This is a genomic window from Mesorhizobium sp. M0019, assembly GCF_040323975.1.
Classification (GTDB): domain Bacteria; phylum Pseudomonadota; class Alphaproteobacteria; order Rhizobiales; family Rhizobiaceae; genus Mesorhizobium.
The window spans coordinates 22,171-40,696 of record NZ_JAMYVK010000046.1 but is presented as its reverse complement, the minus strand read 5'-3'; the positions used below and the strand labels follow the sequence as shown (position 1 = coordinate 40,696).

Here is an 18,526-nt window from a genome sequence, read left to right as displayed (position 1 = left end):
GCGCGAGCGGCCCGTGTTGGCGTGCCGGCATCGGACCAGCCATGCGCAAAGCGGCCACCGAGAACGGCCTTCCGGAGGAGACGATGTCCCGATGTTCAGCGGGAACGGGCATCGTCTCCTCAGGCCACTGTCTAGAGCTTCGCGCGTCGGGCATGGTGCAAGTCGCTTTCATCGTGATTTGATGGTGCTCTAACCAGGAGCAGCAAGCGGCGTGCCATTTCAAATAGAGGTGCTGTTGGACCGCCCCCTTCTTCTCGGAGGCCGTGTCTTAGAAGATCGGGCGCGCGCTATACCGCCTCGTCACACAGGCAACAACGATGCTGTAGGGTGCGGATATTCGGCGCTTCAGCCCCGGCTGGGCAAAGAAGAACCGGAAGCGGAGCCGATGCACTACCTGAGGCTGGCGGGCACTCCAGTCATTGCGTAGCGTGTGCCGCTAGCGTTCATGGGTGCGCAGGCCCGGCTATCGCGAACACGCGCCTGTCGCAGCAACATGAGCGCGCGCTCTTGGGCAAGCGCCCTGGCGCCGTGAGGATCGAATTCCCAATCGTGTCTGTTTGCCGCCCTCTTATGTTCGAAACTGGACCAGAATGTCGCAAGCCCGACCTAAAGGTCGCCCGAGGCGTTCTGTCCGACACTGTTCCGTCGCCTTTGTTGGCCCGCGACACCGGCCTATTTCGCCTAGCTCTTCTCTGGCCTCAGGCTAGGCCGCTGAGAAGCTGCCACAATTTTTTTCTGCTGCGGCCAAATTGGCACGAGATTTGAAGCACCTTCGTTGCGGGCCGGGAGCCGCCGACCGACTTTCATTTCGTGGATGACACGAATGGAACGAAGAAAGAAAAGCAAAATGTCAAATCCGCGTCGGATAGCGTCTATGGGCAGGGGGTCCTCGGCGAAACCGCCCTTACCCAACAGCTCGCCGCCCTTGTCGACCCTTGCGCAGGAAATCTTGGCCGGCGGCGGCTCAAAGGCCCACCACACCGACCTTATCCTGAAATCGATGGTGCAGGATAAAGTTCTGCATCTCGCCGCGCGGTGTGCCTAGACAGTTACACGTTGGCCGGTCTTGATAATCAGGCCGGCCGTCGGAGGACGTCATCTGTATGCCGTCTTAGGTCATTCGCTGCCGCAGCGCCCGCCGGTCACCTTCCGCCCTTCCATCGCTATAGAGTGAAGTGCCACCATGCCCGAACAACCTTTGCCGACGCTGCCGATGTGGCGCGTCGATCACATCGAGCCCTCGCCCGAGATGTTGGCGCAACGCGCCAACGGTCCGATCCACCGCGTGCGCTTCCCGTCCGGGCACGAAGGCTGGTGGGTGACAGGCTACGATGAAGCCAAGGCGATGCTGTCCGACGCGGCGTTCCGGCCCTCGGGAATGCCGCCGGCGGCATTCACCCCGGATTCGGTGATTCTCGGATCGCCGGGGTGGTTGGTCTCGCACGAGGGGGGCGAGCATGCCCGGTTACGCACGATCGTGGCGCCGGCCTTCAGCAACCGCAGGGTGAAGCTGCTCGCGCAGCAGGTCGAGATGGTCGCCGCGCAGTTGTTCGAGACACTGGCGGCCCAGCCCCAGCCCGCCGACCTGCGGCGCCACCTCTCCTTTCCACTTCCGGCCATGGTCATCAGCGCGCTGATGGGCCTGCTCTACGAGGATCACGCCTTTTTCGCCGGGCTGTCCGACGAGGTAATGACGCACCAGCATGAAAGCGGCCCGCGCAGCGCGTCGCGCCTGGCCTGGGAAGAACTGCGCGCCTACATTCGCGGCAAGATGCGGGACAAGCGCCAGGATCCTGGCGACAACCTGCTGACCGATCTGCTCGCGGCGGTCGACCAGGGCAAGGCGACCGAGGAAGAGGCGATCGGCCTGGCGACGGGCATGCTGGTGGCGGGGCACGAGAGCACCGTCGCGCAGATCGAATTCGGCCTGCTGGCCATGTTTCGCCATCCGCAACAGCGCGAACGCCTGGTCGGCGATCCATCCCTGGTGGACAAGGCGGTGGAGGAAATCCTGCGCATGTACCCGCCGGGCGCGGGCTGGGACGGCATCATGCGCTATCCGAGGACCGACGTGACTATCGCGGGCGTGCATGTTCCCGCGGAGAGCAAGGTGCTGGTCGGCCTGCCGGCGACGTCGTTCGATCCGCGCCATTTCGACGACCCGGAAATCTTCGACATCGGACGTGACGAAAACCCGCACCTGGCGTTCTCCTACGGGCCGCACAACTGCATCGGCTTGGCGCTGGCCAGGCTGGAACTCAAGGCGGTGTTCGGTTCGATCTTCCAGCGCTTTCCCGCGCTGCGCCTGGCCGTGGCGCCCGAAGAACTGAAGTTGCGCAAGGAGATCATCACTGGCGGGTTCGAGGAGTTCCCGGTGCTCTGGTGATGCGCGGACGCCACCAGGAACGCGATGTTCTCCGAATTGCCGGCGCGCCTGCCGCGCGCCGATCAGATCAGCTAGCCAACAGGTGACCAAGATGGACGTGCAAGAAACCACGGCAGCATGCCGGGACGCCTTCGCCGAACTGGCGTCGCCAGCGTGCATTCAGGACCCGTACCCATTCATGCGGTGGTTGCGCGAGCACGATCCGGTACATCGCGCGGCGTCGGGCCTCTTTCTGTTGAGCCGCCACGCCGACATCTACTGGGCGCTCAAGGCCACGGGCGATGCTTTTCGGGGGCCGGCACCAGGCGAACTGGCGCGCTATTTCCCGCGTGCGGCGACCAGCCTGTCGCTAAGTTTGCTGGCGTCCACTTTAGCGATGAAGGAACCTCCAACGCATACGCGTCTGCGCCGGCTGATCTCGCGCGATTTCACCATCGGCCAGATCGACAACCTGAGGCCGACCATCGCTCGCATTGTCACAGCGCGCCTGGACGGCATGGCGCCCGCACTGGAGCGCGGGGAGGCAGTGGACCTGCATCAGGAATTCGCGCTGGCCTTGCCCATGCTGGTTTTCGGCGAACTGTTCGGCATGCCCCCGGACGACATTCTCGGGCTCGTCACCGGCATCAGCGCCATTCTGGAAGGCCTGAGCCCCCACGCCAGCGATCCCCAACTCGCTGCGGGGGACGCGGCCAGCGCCAGGGTGCAGGCCTACTTCGGCGACCTCATACAGCGCAAGCGCACCGATGCCCGCCACGACATCGTGTCAATGCTGGTTGGCGCACACGACGACGATGCCGAGATGCTGTCGGATGCGGAATTGATCAGCATGCTCTGGGGCATGCTGCTGGGCGGCTTCGCCACCACTGCCGCGGCCATCGGCCATGCGGTCCTGGCGATGCTGGCGTATCCCGAACAGCGGCACTGGCTGAAGGGAGATGCCGTGGGGGTGAAGGCATTCGTCGAAGAAGCCCTGCGCTACGACGCGCCCGCCATGTTCAGCTCCATTCCGCGTATCGCCCAGCGCGACATCGAACTGGGCGGCGTGGTGATCCCGAAGAACGCGGACGTGCGCGTGCTGATCGCGGCCGGCAATCGCGACCCGGACGCCTTCGCCGATCCCGACCGCTTCGATCCCGTGCGGTTCTACGGCACCAGTCCTGGCATGTCGATCGACGGGAAGATCATGCTGACCTTCGGCCACGGCATCCACTTCTGCCTGGGTGCGCAACTGGCCCGAGTGCAGTTGGCCGAGAGCCTGCCGCGGATCCAGGCGCGCTTCCCCACGCTGGCATTGGCCGAGCAGCCGACCCGGGAGCCCTCCGCGTTCCTTAGGACGTTCCGCGCGCTGCCGGTGCGGCTGCATGGGCAGGAGGGCTGAGATGCGCGTCCTGGTCGATCAGGATCTGTGCGGAACTACCGGGCAGTGCGTGCTGACGCTGCCGGGCACCTTTCGCCAGCGCGAACCGGACGGCGTGGCCGAAGTGTGCGTGGCGACGGTCCCGCAGGCGCTGCACGCCGCCGTGCGGCTTGCGGCCAACCAGTGCCCGGTCGCCGCCATTCGGGTGATCGAAAGCGACGCTGGCCATGACGAGCGCGCCAGCGCCGACCCTGCGCCTTCTCCGGCGCAGGCCCAGCGGCATGCTGCGAAAGACCAATGCAATTCAGGAGACACGATGGGACGGTTTGAAGGCAAGGTGGCCGTGGTGACCGGCGCCGGCGCCGGCATCGGCAAGGCATGCGCTCTCGCCATCGCGCGCGGGGGCGGCAGAGTGGTGGTGGCCGACATTGATGGCTCGGCGGCCATCGCCTGCACCGCGCAGATCGCGGCCGAAGCAGGCCACGCGCTGCCCATAGCCATGGATATCGCCGATGAGCAGGCGGTGGCAGCGCTGTTCGAGACGGCGGAGCGGCACTTCGGGGGGGTCGACCTGCTGGTGAACAATGCGAGCGCCATGCATCTGACCCCGCGCGACCGCGCGATCCTCGACCTGGACCTGGCAGTCTGGGACCAGACCATGGCGACCAATCTGCGCGGCACGCTGCTCTGCTGCCGGCAGGCCATCCCACGGATGATCGCCCGCGGCGGTGGCGCGATCGTCAACATGTCGTCGTGCCAGGGGCTCAGCGGTGATACGGCGCAGACGTCCTACGCCGCGTCGAAGGCGGCGATGAACATGCTCTCGGCTTCGCTCGCCACCCAATACGGTCATGCGCAGATCCGCTGCAACGCCGTTGCGCCGGGTCTCGTCATGACCGAGCGTCTCCTCGCCAAGCTGGACGAGTGCATGCAACGGCATCTGCGCCGGCACCAGCTCCTGCAGCGCGTCGGCCGCCCCGAGGACGTGGCCGCGCTCGTGGCGTTCCTGCTCTCCGACGATGCTGCGTTTATCACAGGCCAGGTCGTGTGCATCGATGGCGGCATGCTGGCGCATGTGCCGACATACGCCGACGGTGGCAACAGCTGCGCCGCGCGCCCTGCCGGCGACACCGAATCGGCGGCGGCGGCGCGCTGCTGATGGACATGCTGCTCAACCCACTCAACCGTCGGCACCGGCTGCGATGCGACATCCCGGTCATGCCTGGCGCTTTCCCCCTGGTCGGGCATCTTCCCGCCATTGTCTGCGACCTGCCGCGCCTGCTGCAGCGCGCAGAACGGACGCTGGGCAGCCACTTCTGGCTGGATTTCGGCCCTGCTGGACACTTGATGACCTGCGTGGATCCGGATGCGTTCGCACTGCTCCGGCACAAGGACGTGTCTTCGGCGCTGATCGAAGAAATCGCGCCCGAATTGCTTGGCGGAACGTTGGTTGCCCAGGACGGCGGCGCGCACCGGCAGGCGCGTGATGCGATCAAGGCGGCGTTTCTGCCCAAGGGGCTGACCCAGGCCGGCATCGGCGACCTGTTCGCGCCCGTCATCCGGGCGCGGGTGCAGGCGTGGCGCGACCGCGGCGACGTAACCATCCTGCGCGAAACCGGCGACCTGATGCTCAAGCTCATCTTCAGCCTCATGGGAATCCCCGCGCAGGACCTGCCGGGATGGCATCGCAAGTACCGGCAACTGCTGCAGCTGATCGTCGCGCCCCCGGTCGACCTGCCCGGACTGCCCTTGCGGCGCGGCCGCGCCGCCCGCGACTGGATCGACGCGCAGTTGCGCCAGTTCGTTTGCGACGCGCGCGCGCATGCTGCGCGCACCGGGTTGATCAACGACATGGTGAGCGTCTTCGACCGCAGCGACGATAGGCTCTCCGATGACGTCCTGGTCGCCAATATCCGCTTGCTGCTGCTTGCCGGTCACGACACCACTGCCTCGACGATGGCCTGGATGGTGATCGAGCTGGCGCGGCAGCCTGTGCTGTGGGACGCCCTCGTCGAGGAGGCTCAACGCGTGGGCGCGGTGCCGACCCGGCACGCGGATCTGGCGCAGTGTCCGGTCGCCGAGGCGCTGTTCCGCGAGACACTGCGTCTGCATCCGGCGACCACGCTCCTGCCGCGTCGCGCGCTGCAGGAATTGCAACTCGGCCAACGGCGCATTCCCGCGGGCACCCATCTGTGCATCCCGCTGCTGCATTTCTCGACCTCGGCGCTGCTGCACGAGGCGCCTGATCAGTTCCGTCTGGCGCGGTGGCTGCAACGCACGGAGCCGATCCGGCCGGTGGACATGCTGCAGTTCGGTACCGGCCCACACGTCTGCATCGGCTACCACCTGGTATGGCTGGAAATGGTGCAGTTCTGCATCGCCTTGGCGCTGATCATGCACAAGGCCGGGGTGCGGCCGCGGTTGCTGAGCGGCGTCGAAAAAGGCCGGCGGTATTACCCGACCGCACATCCGTCCATGGCAATCCGCATAGGCTTCTCATGAGCTGGCATCGCATGCCCCGTGTGGCGAGGCAGCGGCGCCGGCGAGGCGCGGCATTGCTGCACTCAGCGCACGCGCTCGGTGCGACGCCGGCAACACCGCTGCGGCTTGGCGCTCGCTGTGGCCATCTCGTGTCAGGTACAAGGACATGAAAAACATGCAGACCGGTTCCACGCTGCACGACGACCGAACTGGCGTTTCCGCGCTCGGCGGATTGGGCGCGCAGGCGCGCGGCGCATCCGGCAGGCTGCTGCCGGAGATCTGGATGCAGGACGGCGCAAAGCGGGTCGAACAGGCGCTGGCGCGTCTTCTCTGCGCCGAAGACGACGGTGAGACCGAGCTGATGGCGGCGATGCGCTACGCCACTTTGCATGGCGGGAAGCGCACCCGCGCCTTGCTCTGTCTGGCGGCCGGCGCACTGGCCGACACGCCGGCGCACATGCTCGACGACGTCGGCGCCGCCATCGAGATGATGCACGCCTGTACCCTGGTCCACGACGACCTGCCCGCAATGGACGACGACGTGCTTCGCCGCGGCCTTCCGACCGTGCACGTCAAGTTCGGCGAAGCCACTGCGATCCTGGTCGGCGATGCGCTGCAGGCGCACGCCTTCCTGACCCTGGCGAGCCTGGATGCGCCGGGCGACAACCGTATCGCGCTCGTGCGCGAACTGGCGCAGGCCGTGTCCGCCGAGGGTGCCGCAGGCGGGCAGGCCATGGATCTGTCGCTGGTCGGAAAGCACGCCGAGCTGGACAGGATCGTGGCGATGCACCGGATGAAGAGCGGAGCGCTAGTGCGCGCGTCCGTTCGCATGGGCGCGCTATGCGCCATCGCGGAGGATGCCGCGCACGCTGCGCTGTACTGTGCGCTCGATCGGTACACCGCCTGTTTCGGCCTGGCCTTGCAGGTGGTCGACGACATTCTCGACGCAACAGCGGATACCGCGACGCTGGGCAAGACCCCCGGTAAGGACGCGGCGGCGCAGAAGCCGACCTGCGCATCGATCATGGGGCTGCAAGCAGCGCGCCAGTTCGCGCTGGATTTGTTGCGCGACGCCGGGGAGGCCATCGCCCCCCTGGGGCCGCGTGGGGAACGGTTAGCGCAGATGCTGCAGCGGGCCAACGTGTACCTGTCCGCGCCATACGCATGAGCGCGTCCGTCCGCATGGACTCGCCCCTGTGCTGCTGCGATCGGCCGGCGGGCGGTGCACCTGCACTGTGTCCGAACCGGCGGCTACGTGCGCGGCGTCTGCCCGATCCTGGTTCCCGTCAACCGTCTGCAGAGGAACATCCCGCGTGAACGCGCTGTCCGAACAGATCCTTTCCGAATTGCGCCACCTGCTGAGCGAGATGAGCGACGGCGGCAGCGTCGGTCCGTCCGTCTACGACACGGCGCGAGCTCTGCAGTTCCACGGCAACGTCACCGGTCGGCAGGACGCATACGCGTGGCTCATCGCGCAGCAACAGGCCGATGGCGGATGGGGAAGTGCGGACTTCCCGCTGTTCCGCCATGCGCCCACGTGGGCGGCGTTGCTGGCATTGCAGCGTGCCGATCCTCTTCCCGGCGCTGCCGACGCAGTCCAGGCTGCAACCCGGTTCCTCGAGCGCCAGCCCGATCCCTACGCGCATGCGGTGCCGGAAGATGCGCCGATCGGCGCGGAGCTGATCCTGCCGCAGTTGTGCGGCGAGGCCGCATCCTTGCTGGGCGGCGTGGCGTTTCCGCGCCACCCGGCGCTGTTGCCGTTGCGGCAAGCGTGCCTGGTCAAGCTGGGGGGGGTGGCGACGTTGCCGAGCGGCCATCCGTTGCTGCACTCCTGGGAAGCCTGGGGGACGTCGCCGACCACCGCATGCCCGGATGACGAAGGCAGCATCGGCATCAGTCCGGCGGCCACCGCCGCGTGGCGTGCGCACGCCGTGGCACAGGGAAGCACGCCGCAGGTCGGGCGCGCCGACGCGTATCTGCAGGCGGCATCGCGGGCGACGCGCAGCGGCATCGAAGGTGTCTTTCCCAACGTCTGGCCGATCAATGTATTCGAGCCATGCTGGTCGCTGTACACCCTGCATCTGGCCGGTCTGTTCGCGCATCCCGCGCTCGCCGAGGCGGTGCAAGTGATCGTCGCGCAACTCGACGCCCGCCTGGGCGTGCGCGGTCTTGGTCCGGCCTTGCACTTCGCGGCCGATGCGGACGACACCGCCGTTGCGATGTGCGTCCTGCGCCTTGCAGGCCGCGACCCGGCGGTCGGTGCGTTGCGCCATTTCGAAATCGGCGAGCTGTTCGTCACCTTCCCCGGCGAGCGCAATGCCTCGGTGTCGACCAACATCCATGCCCTGCATGCGTTGCGAATGTTGGGAAAGCCGGCCGCCGGCACCAGCGCCTACGTGGAGGCCAATCGCAACCCGCACGGTCTATGGGACAACGAAAAATGGCACGTTTCGTGGCTGTATCCCACCGCGCATGCGGTCGCTGCGCTGGCGCAAGGCAAGTCCCAGTGGCGCGACGAGCGCGCGCTGGCGGCGCTGCTGCGGGCGCAGCGCGACGACGGCGGCTGGGGCGCCGGTCGCGCGTCGACATTCGAGGAAACCGCCTATGCGCTGTTCGCGTTGCACGTGATGGACGGGAGCGAAGAGCCGACAGGGCGCCGGCGCATCGCGCAGGCGGTGGCGCGTGCGCTGGAGTGGATGCTCGCCCGCCATGCGGCGCACGCATTGCCGCAAACGCAGCTATGGATCGGCAAGGAACTGTATTGCCCCACCCGGGTGGTGCGCGTGGCCGAACTCGCCGGGTTGTGGCTGGCGCTTCGTTGGGGGCGGCGCGTCCTGGCCGAGGGAGCAGAGGCAGCGCCATGATCCAGAACGAACGCGCGTTGCAGCAGGTGCTGGAGTGGGGGCGTTCCCTGACCGGGTTCGCCGACGAGCATGCCGTGGAAGCGGTCAGGGGCGGCCAGTACATCCTGCAGCGCATCCACCAGAGCCTGCGCGACACCAGCGCCCGCACCGGCCGCGATCCGCAGGACGAAACGCTGATCGTGGCGTTCTATCGCGAACTGGCGCTGCTCTTCTGGCTCGACGATTGCAACGACCTTGGCCTGATCGCGCCGGAGCAGCTCGCCGCGGTGGAGCAGGCGCTGGGGCAGGGCGGGCCGTGCGCGCTCCCCGGATTCGAAGGCTGCGCTGTGCTGCGCGCTTCGCTGGCCGCGCTCGCCTACGATCGTCGCGACTATGCTCAGCTTCTCGACGATACCCGGTGCTACTGCGCGGCGCTGCGCGCGGGACACGCGCAGGCGGCAGGGGCGGAACGCTGGTCCTACGCCGAGTACCTGCACAACGGCATCGATTCGATCGCCTACACGAACGTGTTCTGTTGCCTGTCGTTGCTGTGGGGGCTGGACATGGCCACCTTGCGCGCGCGTCCGGCGTTTCGCCAGGTCCTGCGGCTCATCTCCGCGATAGGGCGCCTGCAGAACGATCTGCATGGACGCGACAAGGACAGGTCGGCCGGCGAGGCCGACAACGCGGCAATCCTGCTGCTGCAGCGCTATCCGGCTATGCCTGTGGAGGAGTTCCTCAACGACGAGCTGGCCGGCCACACGCGCATGCTGCACCGGATGATGGCGGAAGAACGCTTTCCCGCGCCGTGGGGACCGTTGATCGAGGCCATGGCGGCCATCCGCGCGCAGTACTACCAGACCTCGACCAGCCGCTACCGCAGCGACGCTGCGGGGGGAGGCCAGCGTGCGTCGGCCTGAACGCACGGGAGGCGGCGGCGTGCGCGCGCTGCCGTCGGTCCGATCCGACGCAACGCCGTCGCCCGATGCGACGGATGGAGCGAGCATGAGCGACACCGCCCTGAGCCGGCGCAAGGACGACCATCTGGACATCGTGCTGGATCGGCGAACGGCGCCGGCCAAGGTCGCCGCCGGCTGGGAGTACATCCGTTTCGAACACTGCGCATTGCCCGAGTTGGACCTGACGCAGATCGACCTGCGCGCCTCGCTGCTGGGCAAGACCATGCGCGCGCCGCTGCTGATCAGCTCCATGACCGGCGGCATGCCACGCGCCGAGACCATCAACCGGCATCTGAGCGAGGCAGCGCAAGCCTTGGGGATCGCCATGTGCGTCGGTTCGCAGCGCGTGAGCCTGCAATCCCGCAACTCCCAGGGGCTGACGCGCGCGCTGCGCCGCCTGGCCCCAGACATTCCCTTGCTGGCCAATATCGGCGCCGCGCAACTGCGCGAGGCCGACGGCCTGGACCTGGCGCGCCGGGCGGTGGATGCGCTGGAGGCCGATGGACTCATCGTTCATCTCAATCCGCTGCAGGAAGCGGTACAGCCGGAGGGCGACCGCGACTGGCGCGGCGTCCTGGCGCAGATCGCTCGCGCAGCGCGCAGCGTGGGCGTGCCGATCGTGGCCAAGGAAGTGGGGTCGGGCCTGTCCGCTTCGGTGGCCTGTGCGCTCGTCGACGCGGGCGTGGCGGTGATCGATGTCGCCGGCGCCGGCGGCACCAGTTGGGCCGCGGTGGAGGGCGAGCGCGCCCGCGATGCCGCCGACCGTGCAGTGGCGATGGCGTTCGCCGATTGGGGGATTCCGGCCCCGGCCAGCGTGCAGGCGGTACGTCGGGCGCTGCCAATGGTGAAGCTGATCGCGTCGGGCGGGATCCGCGACGGCGTCGACGTGGCCAAGGCCATCCGCCTGGGCGCGGACATCGCCGGGCAGGCGGCCGGCGTGCTGCGCGCGGCTACGATATCCACCGAGGCGGTTGTCGCGCATTTCGAGATCGTCATCCGCCAGTTGGCCGTCGCCTGCTTCTGCACCGGCTCGGCTGATCTGGCGGCGTTGCGTCAGGCGCGCTTGTTGCCCTCGGCACATCTGCCCGCCGGTTGATGCCGGCATCGCCCGCACGGCGGCGGGCGCCTAGTCTCACTGAGTCAGAAAGTCGCGGATGCGGGGCGATTCGCGCTGGTCGCGGAATTGATGAGGGAAGCGCCCCACCATGCCCGACTGGACAGCCGAGAGTGAAGCCGCATTTGACGCCTAAGTCGATCGCTTTGATCGGGCTGATCGGTCACGCCGACCGAGCTGAGCCCTTGAAGGGGTCGGAACAAGGTGCGCCGGGAGACCGGCAGGGAGTAGATGGTGCAAATCCATTGCAATGAAGGAGTAGCGATCCACATTGACCCCGAGTCAGCGCGGTCGGCCCTATGAACGCGAAGAGACGAGCGATTTCAGCTGCCGGACAGCCTTGATTTAATATGCCGATGATTTCAGAGCGCTGATTGGGCGTTAGTTTCGGACGGCGTCCACCGTCGCGCGGCGCTAAAGGCAGGGAGGAAGATTGATCTCTTTGCGTATCATTATAGTTATATATGATACGCGAACAGATCATAAAACTGTTGACTTGCTCGCTGGATGAGATTCCCAGTCAGTAGGTCTGCTTCCGCAGCCTTCCGCAGCTGCCCTTGCCTGCGAGATGGCTCTAGATTGGGCCAAGGCCGCAATGCCGATGGGCTGGAATTAGCAACATGAAATGCCTGCTTCCCGTCGAACGTCATCGACCGAAAGCCCCGATCGGCTCGTATCGTGGTCCGCACATCGAGATCGTGGACTGTACCGCCCCGCTGCCGGCGGAAGTTAAGACGGACCTTGTTCAACCGCCGTGACGCGGGCCATCAGGTGGCGGCCATGGCTGCCTGGACGTTGAGCGGCGGAACTGAAAGCTTCGTCGGCGAGTGGCACACGCACCCGGAGCACGACCCGCACTATTCATCAATCAATCGGCAGACTTGGGACGCCCTGATGCGAAATGCGCGGAACCCTTTGATCTTCGCCATCGCATGTTGGAGCAGTTGGTGGTGGGGAAGGGGCAAATCGGGCACAACTAGTCATCTCGAACCTTAGACGCGGACGCAAAAACAGCCCCGGTTAATCAGGAAGGTTATGGCATTATTGCGGGGACAGGATTTGAACTGTGACCTTCAGGTTATGAATTTGAGGGCTTTTGAGCAACCCGAGACATAGGTGACATTGCGCGCACCCGAAGAGATTCGAATTCCTGACCCGCAGATTCATAGTTTATCTTGATGCTTCCTGGTGTATCTGTCTTTTCGCTACAGTACACAATTTGTATGATTCCACAGCCACTTAAGCGATACTTGGTACTTTGCGTAGACGCACCATCTAATTATGTGCGAGTCTAAAACCGGCCGAAAACCGGCTAGATTTTCGGCCGGTGTACCCCCAGACTCGCAGAACTAGGCCATGGCCGACATTCGTATCCTCCTCAACGACAAGGCGATCAGCGACCTCGAGTCGCCTAGTTCGGAACAGTATCGCGCCCGCGACGCCCAGCTCAAAGGCTTCCATGTTGTGGTCGGAAGGCGGAGGAAAGTATTCGCCGTTCAGTGCGACCTGCGCGAAGGTGGCAAGCGCATCGCCACAATCTCAGTATGGATCGGTAACGCGGCGACGATGTCTACACGCGAGGCGCGCGCAACTGCCAAGACGTATGTTGCGCAGATCTCGAAGGGGCGAGCACCCCAATCCAAAGCCTGCCGAGGCCGACCAGCAAGCAGGCGAAGCCTCGCCGGCAAATAGGGATCGGACACAGCCTGCCGGTCTGGCCGCCGCGCACCGTCGCGTAACTCTAAAGGAAGCTTGGGAACGGTATCGGGACGCCCACCTCATTCGGAAGGGCCGAAGCGAAGGTACCATAGAAGGCTATCGGGACCACGTCGAACGACTTTTAGAGATTGGCTCGACACGCCCTTGCAGGAATTGGCTGACAATCCCAGCAAGGTCATCTCGCGGCACGATGAGATTACCACGGAGCATGGTCCCTATATCGCCAATGGCGCCATGCGGACGCTGCGGGCTATCTATAGTCATGCGCGCAAAGCGCACCGCTATCTCCCGGCCGATAATCCCGCGAGCGTAGTCGATTGAACTCGGAGGGGCGTCGGAACACCTCGACCGGGCTGGAGGATCTAACCCACTGGTTCCGGCAAGTCGCCGCGTTGCCAAATCCAATACGGCGCGAATTCCATTTGTTCTCGCTGCTTTCGGGATGCCGGCCAACGGCGTTGATAGAGACCAAACCCCATAATCTAGATCCTCGGCGCCGCGTGTTGCACATCCCGCGGCCCAAGGGCGGTACCGACCGCGCCTTCGACATTCCGCTATCGCGGCAGATGATCCTCTGTCTGACGCGGGTAATCCGGTTTGCGCGCCCTTTATACCCGCTTGAGGCCGACAACTGGTTGTTCCCAGCAGCTAGCGACAGCGGGCATTTGGCCGAGCAGAAGGAGGATCGCAAAGTTCTGGCAAAGTGGGGCAATGATCTGCGGCAGACGTTCAGAACTCTTGCGACGCCAGCCGGCGTCACGGAGTTGATGCCCGCCTCTTGATGAACACGCCATTCCCGGCGTCAATGCCGGCTATATTTGCCGCGACAAGCTGCTCGAAGATCACCTTCGCGCCCAGCAACAGGCGATCAGCAATACGATGTTTGACGCGCTAGGCGATCTGATCGCAAAACACGGCGCCCTTCGATCCTGGCTCGGGCAGGCGCAACACGGCAGGCGATCGGCGCCGCCAAACTCGAGGAGGTCTACGCGCTGCCGCCTACTCTTCGACATTTGATCCCGTGAGGGGCTGAGTTTCAGTGACGTCAAGCAGGCGCCCGTCCGAGGCATTCGAGGTGGCCAGGCACTCCGAAGGCAGAGGTCACAGGTTCGAATCCTGTCGGGTGCGCCATTTTTAACATTAATATCAGATAGTTAGCTGAACGCGATTTTGGCAAGTATCCTCGCTCTTTTTGCGCGGAAGCACTGCGGAAGCACAAGAGATCGTACCAATTTCGCCGCAAACCCTCTTGTGGAAAAAATGACATCGACGTCGGCTCGATGATCACGCGGTGACCGAAGGCCGCCCTTTTCGGGGCGACTAGAATGCATCGGTTCATGAGATTGGTGGCCGGGATGGATCTGGCTCGGTGCTGCGAAGACCGGGGAATGGAACGCCTGACTCGAAGCCGACGTGGCGCCTCCACGACGCCAAGCAAGGCGGGGCGGCACCAGGCCTTTCGACACGACAGATATATCCGGCCGCGAAAGATAGCCCAGCACCTCACGCACCTGTGCGTCGGTGATACCGCCGTTCCCCTGAAACCAGTCCCACGTTCCTTCACGGGCAAGCTTCAAAGTCGCCTGTATGACACGGCGACGCTTTGCTTACCCGGTCGCTCGCCGCGAAACGGCGGAAGTCGTCCTCACATTCAAAACGCTTGCGTCCTCGGCAAAGACATGTAATGATTGTCAATGACAATACATTACAGGATTAGGTAATGCGCACCGACCTTAATGCCCTTGAAGAGTTCATCGGACAGCAGCTCATCCGCAACAAGCTGACTGCTAATACCGCCAACTCCTACGCGAGCTCCGTGAGCCGAGTCTTTTCGATCGCCACTGAGGGGGAAAAGGCCAACGTGTTGAACGTCGACTTGGAAAGCCTCTACGCTCGATTCCGCGCAGCCAATGATGGGATTGCCGACAAAACGGCCGAGTCGTATGAAGGCCGAGTCAGTGCCATTCGCAAGCAGTTCGCCGACTTTGTATCCAAGGAAAGCGTCGGCGGTGGTCCAACGATCATGGGGACGCTCGCGATCCCCGTGCGCACCGGTGTCGTCAAAGTGGAAGGGCTTCCGAGCGATCTCACCGCTGCCGAGGCAAACCGTATCGCAGCCATGATCACGGCGATGGCGAGTTGACGATCCCACCGATCGTAAACTTGGTTGAGATGGCACCGGGAAAATGGTGACCTAAGCGTACGGGCCAGGCCCAATTCGAGCGGAGCGGGACAGGTGGGCTTGGTCGAGGAGTTTCCCCTAGCCAACATGTCCGAGAAGCAGCGCCATACTGCCTCTCTTCTGCAGCGCCTGCTGGGAAAGCGGACCGCGGATCGGTATGTCGACTTCTGCCGGCTTACGGCCGGCACTCTGCCCCTCCGCGTATCGGTGCCGCTGGCGGGCCACGCCATGCGCGAGATCGAAGCCATTCTCCGTCAACTCCTCGCAACTCCTGCCGACTTGACGATAGCAATTTCGCCCGAGACTCAGACTCGCCTCGAACAGGCCCGCGCTGCGCTCCAAGCAGTCGGATACGCCCCGCAAGCGGCAGAGCGAGCGGTTGCCATCCTAGCCCCCAAGCTCAGCCATCGCGAACAGATCGAACGGATTTGCGCCACCTTGGGCCTCGCTCCCGACGGCGATGTTGCTCGATCCTGGAAGTCGGTGATGGCGGCGCACGCCAAGGCCCACTACGGGCGAGAGTTGCATCAGTCACTGGAGGTGGACGCTCAATTCCGTTCGGAATGGCAGGCGCCTTTCGACACGACCGTTCGGGGCCTGATGGTCGCCCTGCAGGGCAAGTACTCGGCCTATATTCGACGTCTCGACGAGCTACACGCAATGCCGGACCGAAGGGCGGCAGTGCAGGCACTGTCGCGCGAGATTCCCGGTGCTCTCCCGCTGCTGTCCTACTTCTTCGAGCGTCTGGACTCCGCGGATTGGCTCGATCCCCTTGCCGAGCACAGGTTGCTCGCTGCGTCCTGGGCAGGCCTCGATGACATAGATGACGGCCTTCGCCTGCAGCATTGGCCCGCAGGCCCATACCTGGTGAGGATGGCTGCCTCAAGCGATCCCGCGGTTCGAGCGAAGGTGGCCGCCGCGCTGTTTGCAGTCGGTGGGTCAGAAGACCAGGATGTTCATTGGTATGGCGCGGAAGCGATCGCCGCTCTTCCGGCCGGCGAGGCGGAGGGCCTGATCGACATCGTGGACGGCTGGCTCGGCCGAGACACTCGCCTGCCCCATTCGTCGGCCGTCCACACGATCCTCAAAGACCTCGTCAAAGGGGAGCGCCACGAGGCCGCTCTCAGCCTCTTCGGCTCGCTTTACCGGATCGTTGCCGGCGACGGCAGGGCAACGACCCTTTTCGGCCAGCACATGTTCGAGCACTTCCTGCCCCAGGACGTTCGCGCATGCGCTGCCGGGTTGGGCACCGACCTTGTCCGTGTGCTGTGCCAGATGCTGGACGCCGCACTGCGCATCGAGGGACGGGTGAGCTATGATCCCCCCGGCGACTATTCCCACCACATGTCGAGGACCATCTCCGAGCACGGCGCCAAGCACGGCATCGTCGATGCCCTGGTCGGTGAGATCGTCCGATCGGCGCGCATCATCTCTTCGGCATCCCCTGACCGGCTAGAGGCCGTCGTCGCCGAGATCTCGAAATATCCTTCACGGTTGTTCACTCGCCTGCGGCTCCATGTCCTTTCGCTCGATCCCGCAGCCGCACCGGCGCTCGCCACCTCGAACCTCGATGATACCGGTCTGATCGGCGAGACGTGGTGCAATGTGGAGTATGGCGAACTGGCGGCCGCCTGGTTCGACCGCTTGCCCGATGAAACCCGGGGCAGGATCCTGAGCGCGGTCGACAACGTCCCGTCAAAGTACGAGCCGAGCTGGCAGGAGCGCTTCCAGAAAAGCGCCGGGCGAGAGCCCAACGACGAAGAAAGGGCCGACTTCAGGGCATCCGTGCTGCGGGAAGTGCAATGGCGTTGGCGCCAGGTGCTTCCCAAACACCGTCAGCAGGACGTCGAACGTCACGGTGATCCCGATGCGTGGCTCAACGAGCTGAATGAGCCCGACATCAGTCCAGCGGACGCGACCGACCTCGCGAACCGTTCGGTCGAAGAGATCGTTGCGTTCCTGACGGACTGGCGCCCCTCACCGCAGGCGCAGAAGGTCACGGTGACCGCTCTCGGCCAGCAATTGCGGCAGGCCGCCGAGCAGAATGCCATTGCCTTCTCAGAAGGGGCCGACAAATTCTCCGCCGTTCCCGCGATCTATATTCGCAGGATCATCGAGGGCCTGACGACCGTCGTGCGGAACAAGACCGCGGTCAACTGGGAAGGCATCCTCGCGCTTACCGGAACGCTTGTGTCTCGCGTGGGTTCGACCGGCAACGAAGGCGAGGGTCATGACGCGGATTGGTCATCGGCCCGCAAGACCGCAATCGAACTGGCCTCGGTGGGGCTGCAGCTAGGCAAGGAAGGCATTAGCTTTGGCCTTGAGGCCGAGGTCCGGGCCCAGGTCCTCGCCTTTTACGAGAGCTCGTCGCCGGCGGACTCGGAGACCTTCGAGGAGAACTACCGCCGGCAAGTCTATTTCGCCGCCACGTCCACGTCGCGCGGCGCCGCCATGGAGCTTTGCATCCAACTCATCTTCTGGCTGAGCAAAAACCCGGAGACGGCGATCGGCAAGGATCCAGGAAACGCTCTTGCCGCACTACCGGAGATCAAGAGCATTCTGGATGCCGAGGTCGCCCGGAGCGGTGCGGATGGGAGAGTGCCGCGGGCGATCATCGGGCGCTACCTCGGTTGGCTTAGCTACTTAGCGGCCGACTTCCTCGAGGCCAATGCAGCGAATTTCTTCGGGACATCCGATGCGAAGCTGCGCGACGCGGTCTGGCTGTCGCACGTCCAGATGGGCACGGGGCCCCTTTCCTCACTCGCCACTGAAATGAGCGATTGCTATCGGCACGAGATCCCGCGGCTGGGTGAAAGCGTAGCGGGAGCCGATCGCGACCATCTGACGGAGAAGTTCGCGCATTACGTCGTGATCCTCTACATCGTTGATGCACTGCCCGAAGACATCTGCGGCCAGTTCTGGGACAACGCCCCAATCGAGGCGCGGCGGAAGGCGATGTGGTTCCTGGGCACCCAGCTGGCATTGCCCGAAGGGGAGAGGCGTCTGCGAGCGCAGAGCTATTGGGATCGAAGGCTACTGGCCGCTTCAGAGCGCTCGGCGCAACGCTCGGTCTTCCAGAAGGAGATCGGCGCGATCGGCCAATTCTACTACCAACGAGGCCTCGATCCCGACTGGCTCATGCAGCAGACAATCGCTGCGTCGAATGCCGGATATGGGCCCGGACAGACCTTTCATCTCGTGGATCGGATCGCCGAGTTCAGCTCCTCGCTCCCCCACCGGGCCGTGGAAACCATCTCGACCCTTATCAAGAACCGTCACCTCGATATGATGGAGCTTGGTGTGAAGTCGCAAAACCTGCGAGCAATCTTGGTGGCCGGCTTGTCCACCGGCGACACGCAGGCCGTCTCCAATGTGGTCGACGCCATCAATTTCCTAGCGGCGGCCGGAGATACGCGCTGTCTCGACCTGCTACCGAAAGCGACGGAACAGCGGCCAATCGGCACGGCAATTTCCGCTTAGAG

At 64.7% G+C, this 18,526-nt stretch carries 15 protein-coding genes and 1 pseudogene; 15 read left to right on the top strand and 1 reads right to left on the bottom strand.

Translation table 11 applies throughout. The annotated features are described in order from the left end of the window. Positions 1-681: 681 nt before the first annotated feature. Positions 682-981, bottom strand: a complete 300-nt coding sequence (locus NKK47_RS26895) for a hypothetical protein (protein WP_352578881.1) — start codon at positions 979-981, stop codon at positions 682-684. A gap of 202 nt (positions 982-1,183) precedes the next feature. Here NKK47_RS26895 and NKK47_RS26890 point away from each other — a divergent pair, with 202 nt between their 5' ends. The 15 genes and pseudogenes from NKK47_RS26890 (at position 1,184) to NKK47_RS26820 (ending at position 18,524) form a co-directional block, all read left to right on the top strand. Further along, positions 1,184-2,386: a cytochrome P450 gene (locus NKK47_RS26890; protein ID WP_352578880.1), complete on the top strand. Its 1,203-nt coding sequence runs from the start codon at positions 1,184-1,186 to the stop codon at positions 2,384-2,386. A 91-nt stretch (positions 2,387-2,477) separates the two neighbouring features. Beyond that, positions 2,478-3,767, top strand: coding sequence for a cytochrome P450 (locus tag NKK47_RS26885; RefSeq protein ID WP_352578879.1), 1,290 nt, complete (start codon positions 2,478-2,480; stop codon positions 3,765-3,767). Next, positions 3,751-3,894: pseudogene (locus tag NKK47_RS26880) on the top strand (ferredoxin); the annotation flags it as partial. The gene NKK47_RS26885 and the pseudogene NKK47_RS26880, both read left to right, overlap by 17 nt. 168 nt (positions 3,895-4,062) lie before the next feature. After that, positions 4,063-4,905: an SDR family oxidoreductase gene (locus tag NKK47_RS26875; protein ID WP_352578896.1), complete on the top strand. Its 843-nt coding sequence runs from the start codon at positions 4,063-4,065 to the stop codon at positions 4,903-4,905. Beyond that, positions 4,905-6,248, top strand: coding sequence for a cytochrome P450 (locus tag NKK47_RS26870; protein ID WP_352578878.1), 1,344 nt, complete (start codon positions 4,905-4,907; stop codon positions 6,246-6,248). Before NKK47_RS26875 ends, NKK47_RS26870 begins: the two co-directional genes overlap by 1 nt. Before the next feature lie 154 nt (positions 6,249-6,402). Next, positions 6,403-7,395 (top strand): polyprenyl synthetase family protein, encoded by a 993-nt coding sequence (locus NKK47_RS26865; RefSeq protein ID WP_352578895.1) that lies wholly within the window; start codon positions 6,403-6,405, stop codon positions 7,393-7,395. A 145-nt stretch (positions 7,396-7,540) separates the two neighbouring features. After that, a complete protein-coding gene (locus tag NKK47_RS26860) occupies positions 7,541-9,091 on the top strand; it encodes a hypothetical protein (RefSeq protein ID WP_352578877.1) in 1,551 nt (516 codons plus the stop codon). Next, entirely contained in the window at positions 9,088-9,990 is a 903-nt protein-coding gene (locus NKK47_RS26855; protein WP_352578876.1) for a terpene synthase family protein, read from the top strand. The genes NKK47_RS26860 and NKK47_RS26855 overlap by 4 nt, the downstream gene beginning before the upstream one ends. Positions 9,991-10,075: 85 nt before the next feature. After that, positions 10,076-11,125, top strand: coding sequence for a type 2 isopentenyl-diphosphate Delta-isomerase (fni, locus tag NKK47_RS26850; RefSeq protein ID WP_352578875.1), 1,050 nt, complete (start codon positions 10,076-10,078; stop codon positions 11,123-11,125). A gap of 696 nt (positions 11,126-11,821) precedes the next feature. Beyond that, a complete protein-coding gene (locus NKK47_RS26845) occupies positions 11,822-12,139 on the top strand; it encodes a Mov34/MPN/PAD-1 family protein (RefSeq protein ID WP_352578874.1) in 318 nt (105 codons plus the stop codon). A gap of 360 nt (positions 12,140-12,499) precedes the next feature. After that, positions 12,500-12,835, top strand: coding sequence for an integrase arm-type DNA-binding domain-containing protein (locus tag NKK47_RS26840; RefSeq protein ID WP_352578873.1), 336 nt, complete (start codon positions 12,500-12,502; stop codon positions 12,833-12,835). Between the two features lie 171 nt (positions 12,836-13,006). Further along, entirely contained in the window at positions 13,007-13,183 is a 177-nt protein-coding gene (locus NKK47_RS26835; protein WP_352578872.1) for a hypothetical protein, read from the top strand. A 101-nt stretch (positions 13,184-13,284) separates the two neighbouring features. Then, positions 13,285-13,644, top strand: a complete 360-nt coding sequence (locus NKK47_RS26830; protein WP_352578871.1) for a site-specific integrase — start codon at positions 13,285-13,287, stop codon at positions 13,642-13,644. Between the two features lie 938 nt (positions 13,645-14,582). Continuing rightward, positions 14,583-15,005 (top strand): hypothetical protein, encoded by a 423-nt coding sequence (locus tag NKK47_RS26825; protein ID WP_352578870.1) that lies wholly within the window; start codon positions 14,583-14,585, stop codon positions 15,003-15,005. Between the two features lie 99 nt (positions 15,006-15,104). Then, on the top strand, positions 15,105-18,524 hold the full coding sequence (locus NKK47_RS26820) for a hypothetical protein (RefSeq protein WP_352578869.1): 3,420 nt from the start codon (positions 15,105-15,107) through the stop codon (positions 18,522-18,524). Positions 18,525-18,526: the final 2 nt, after the last annotated feature.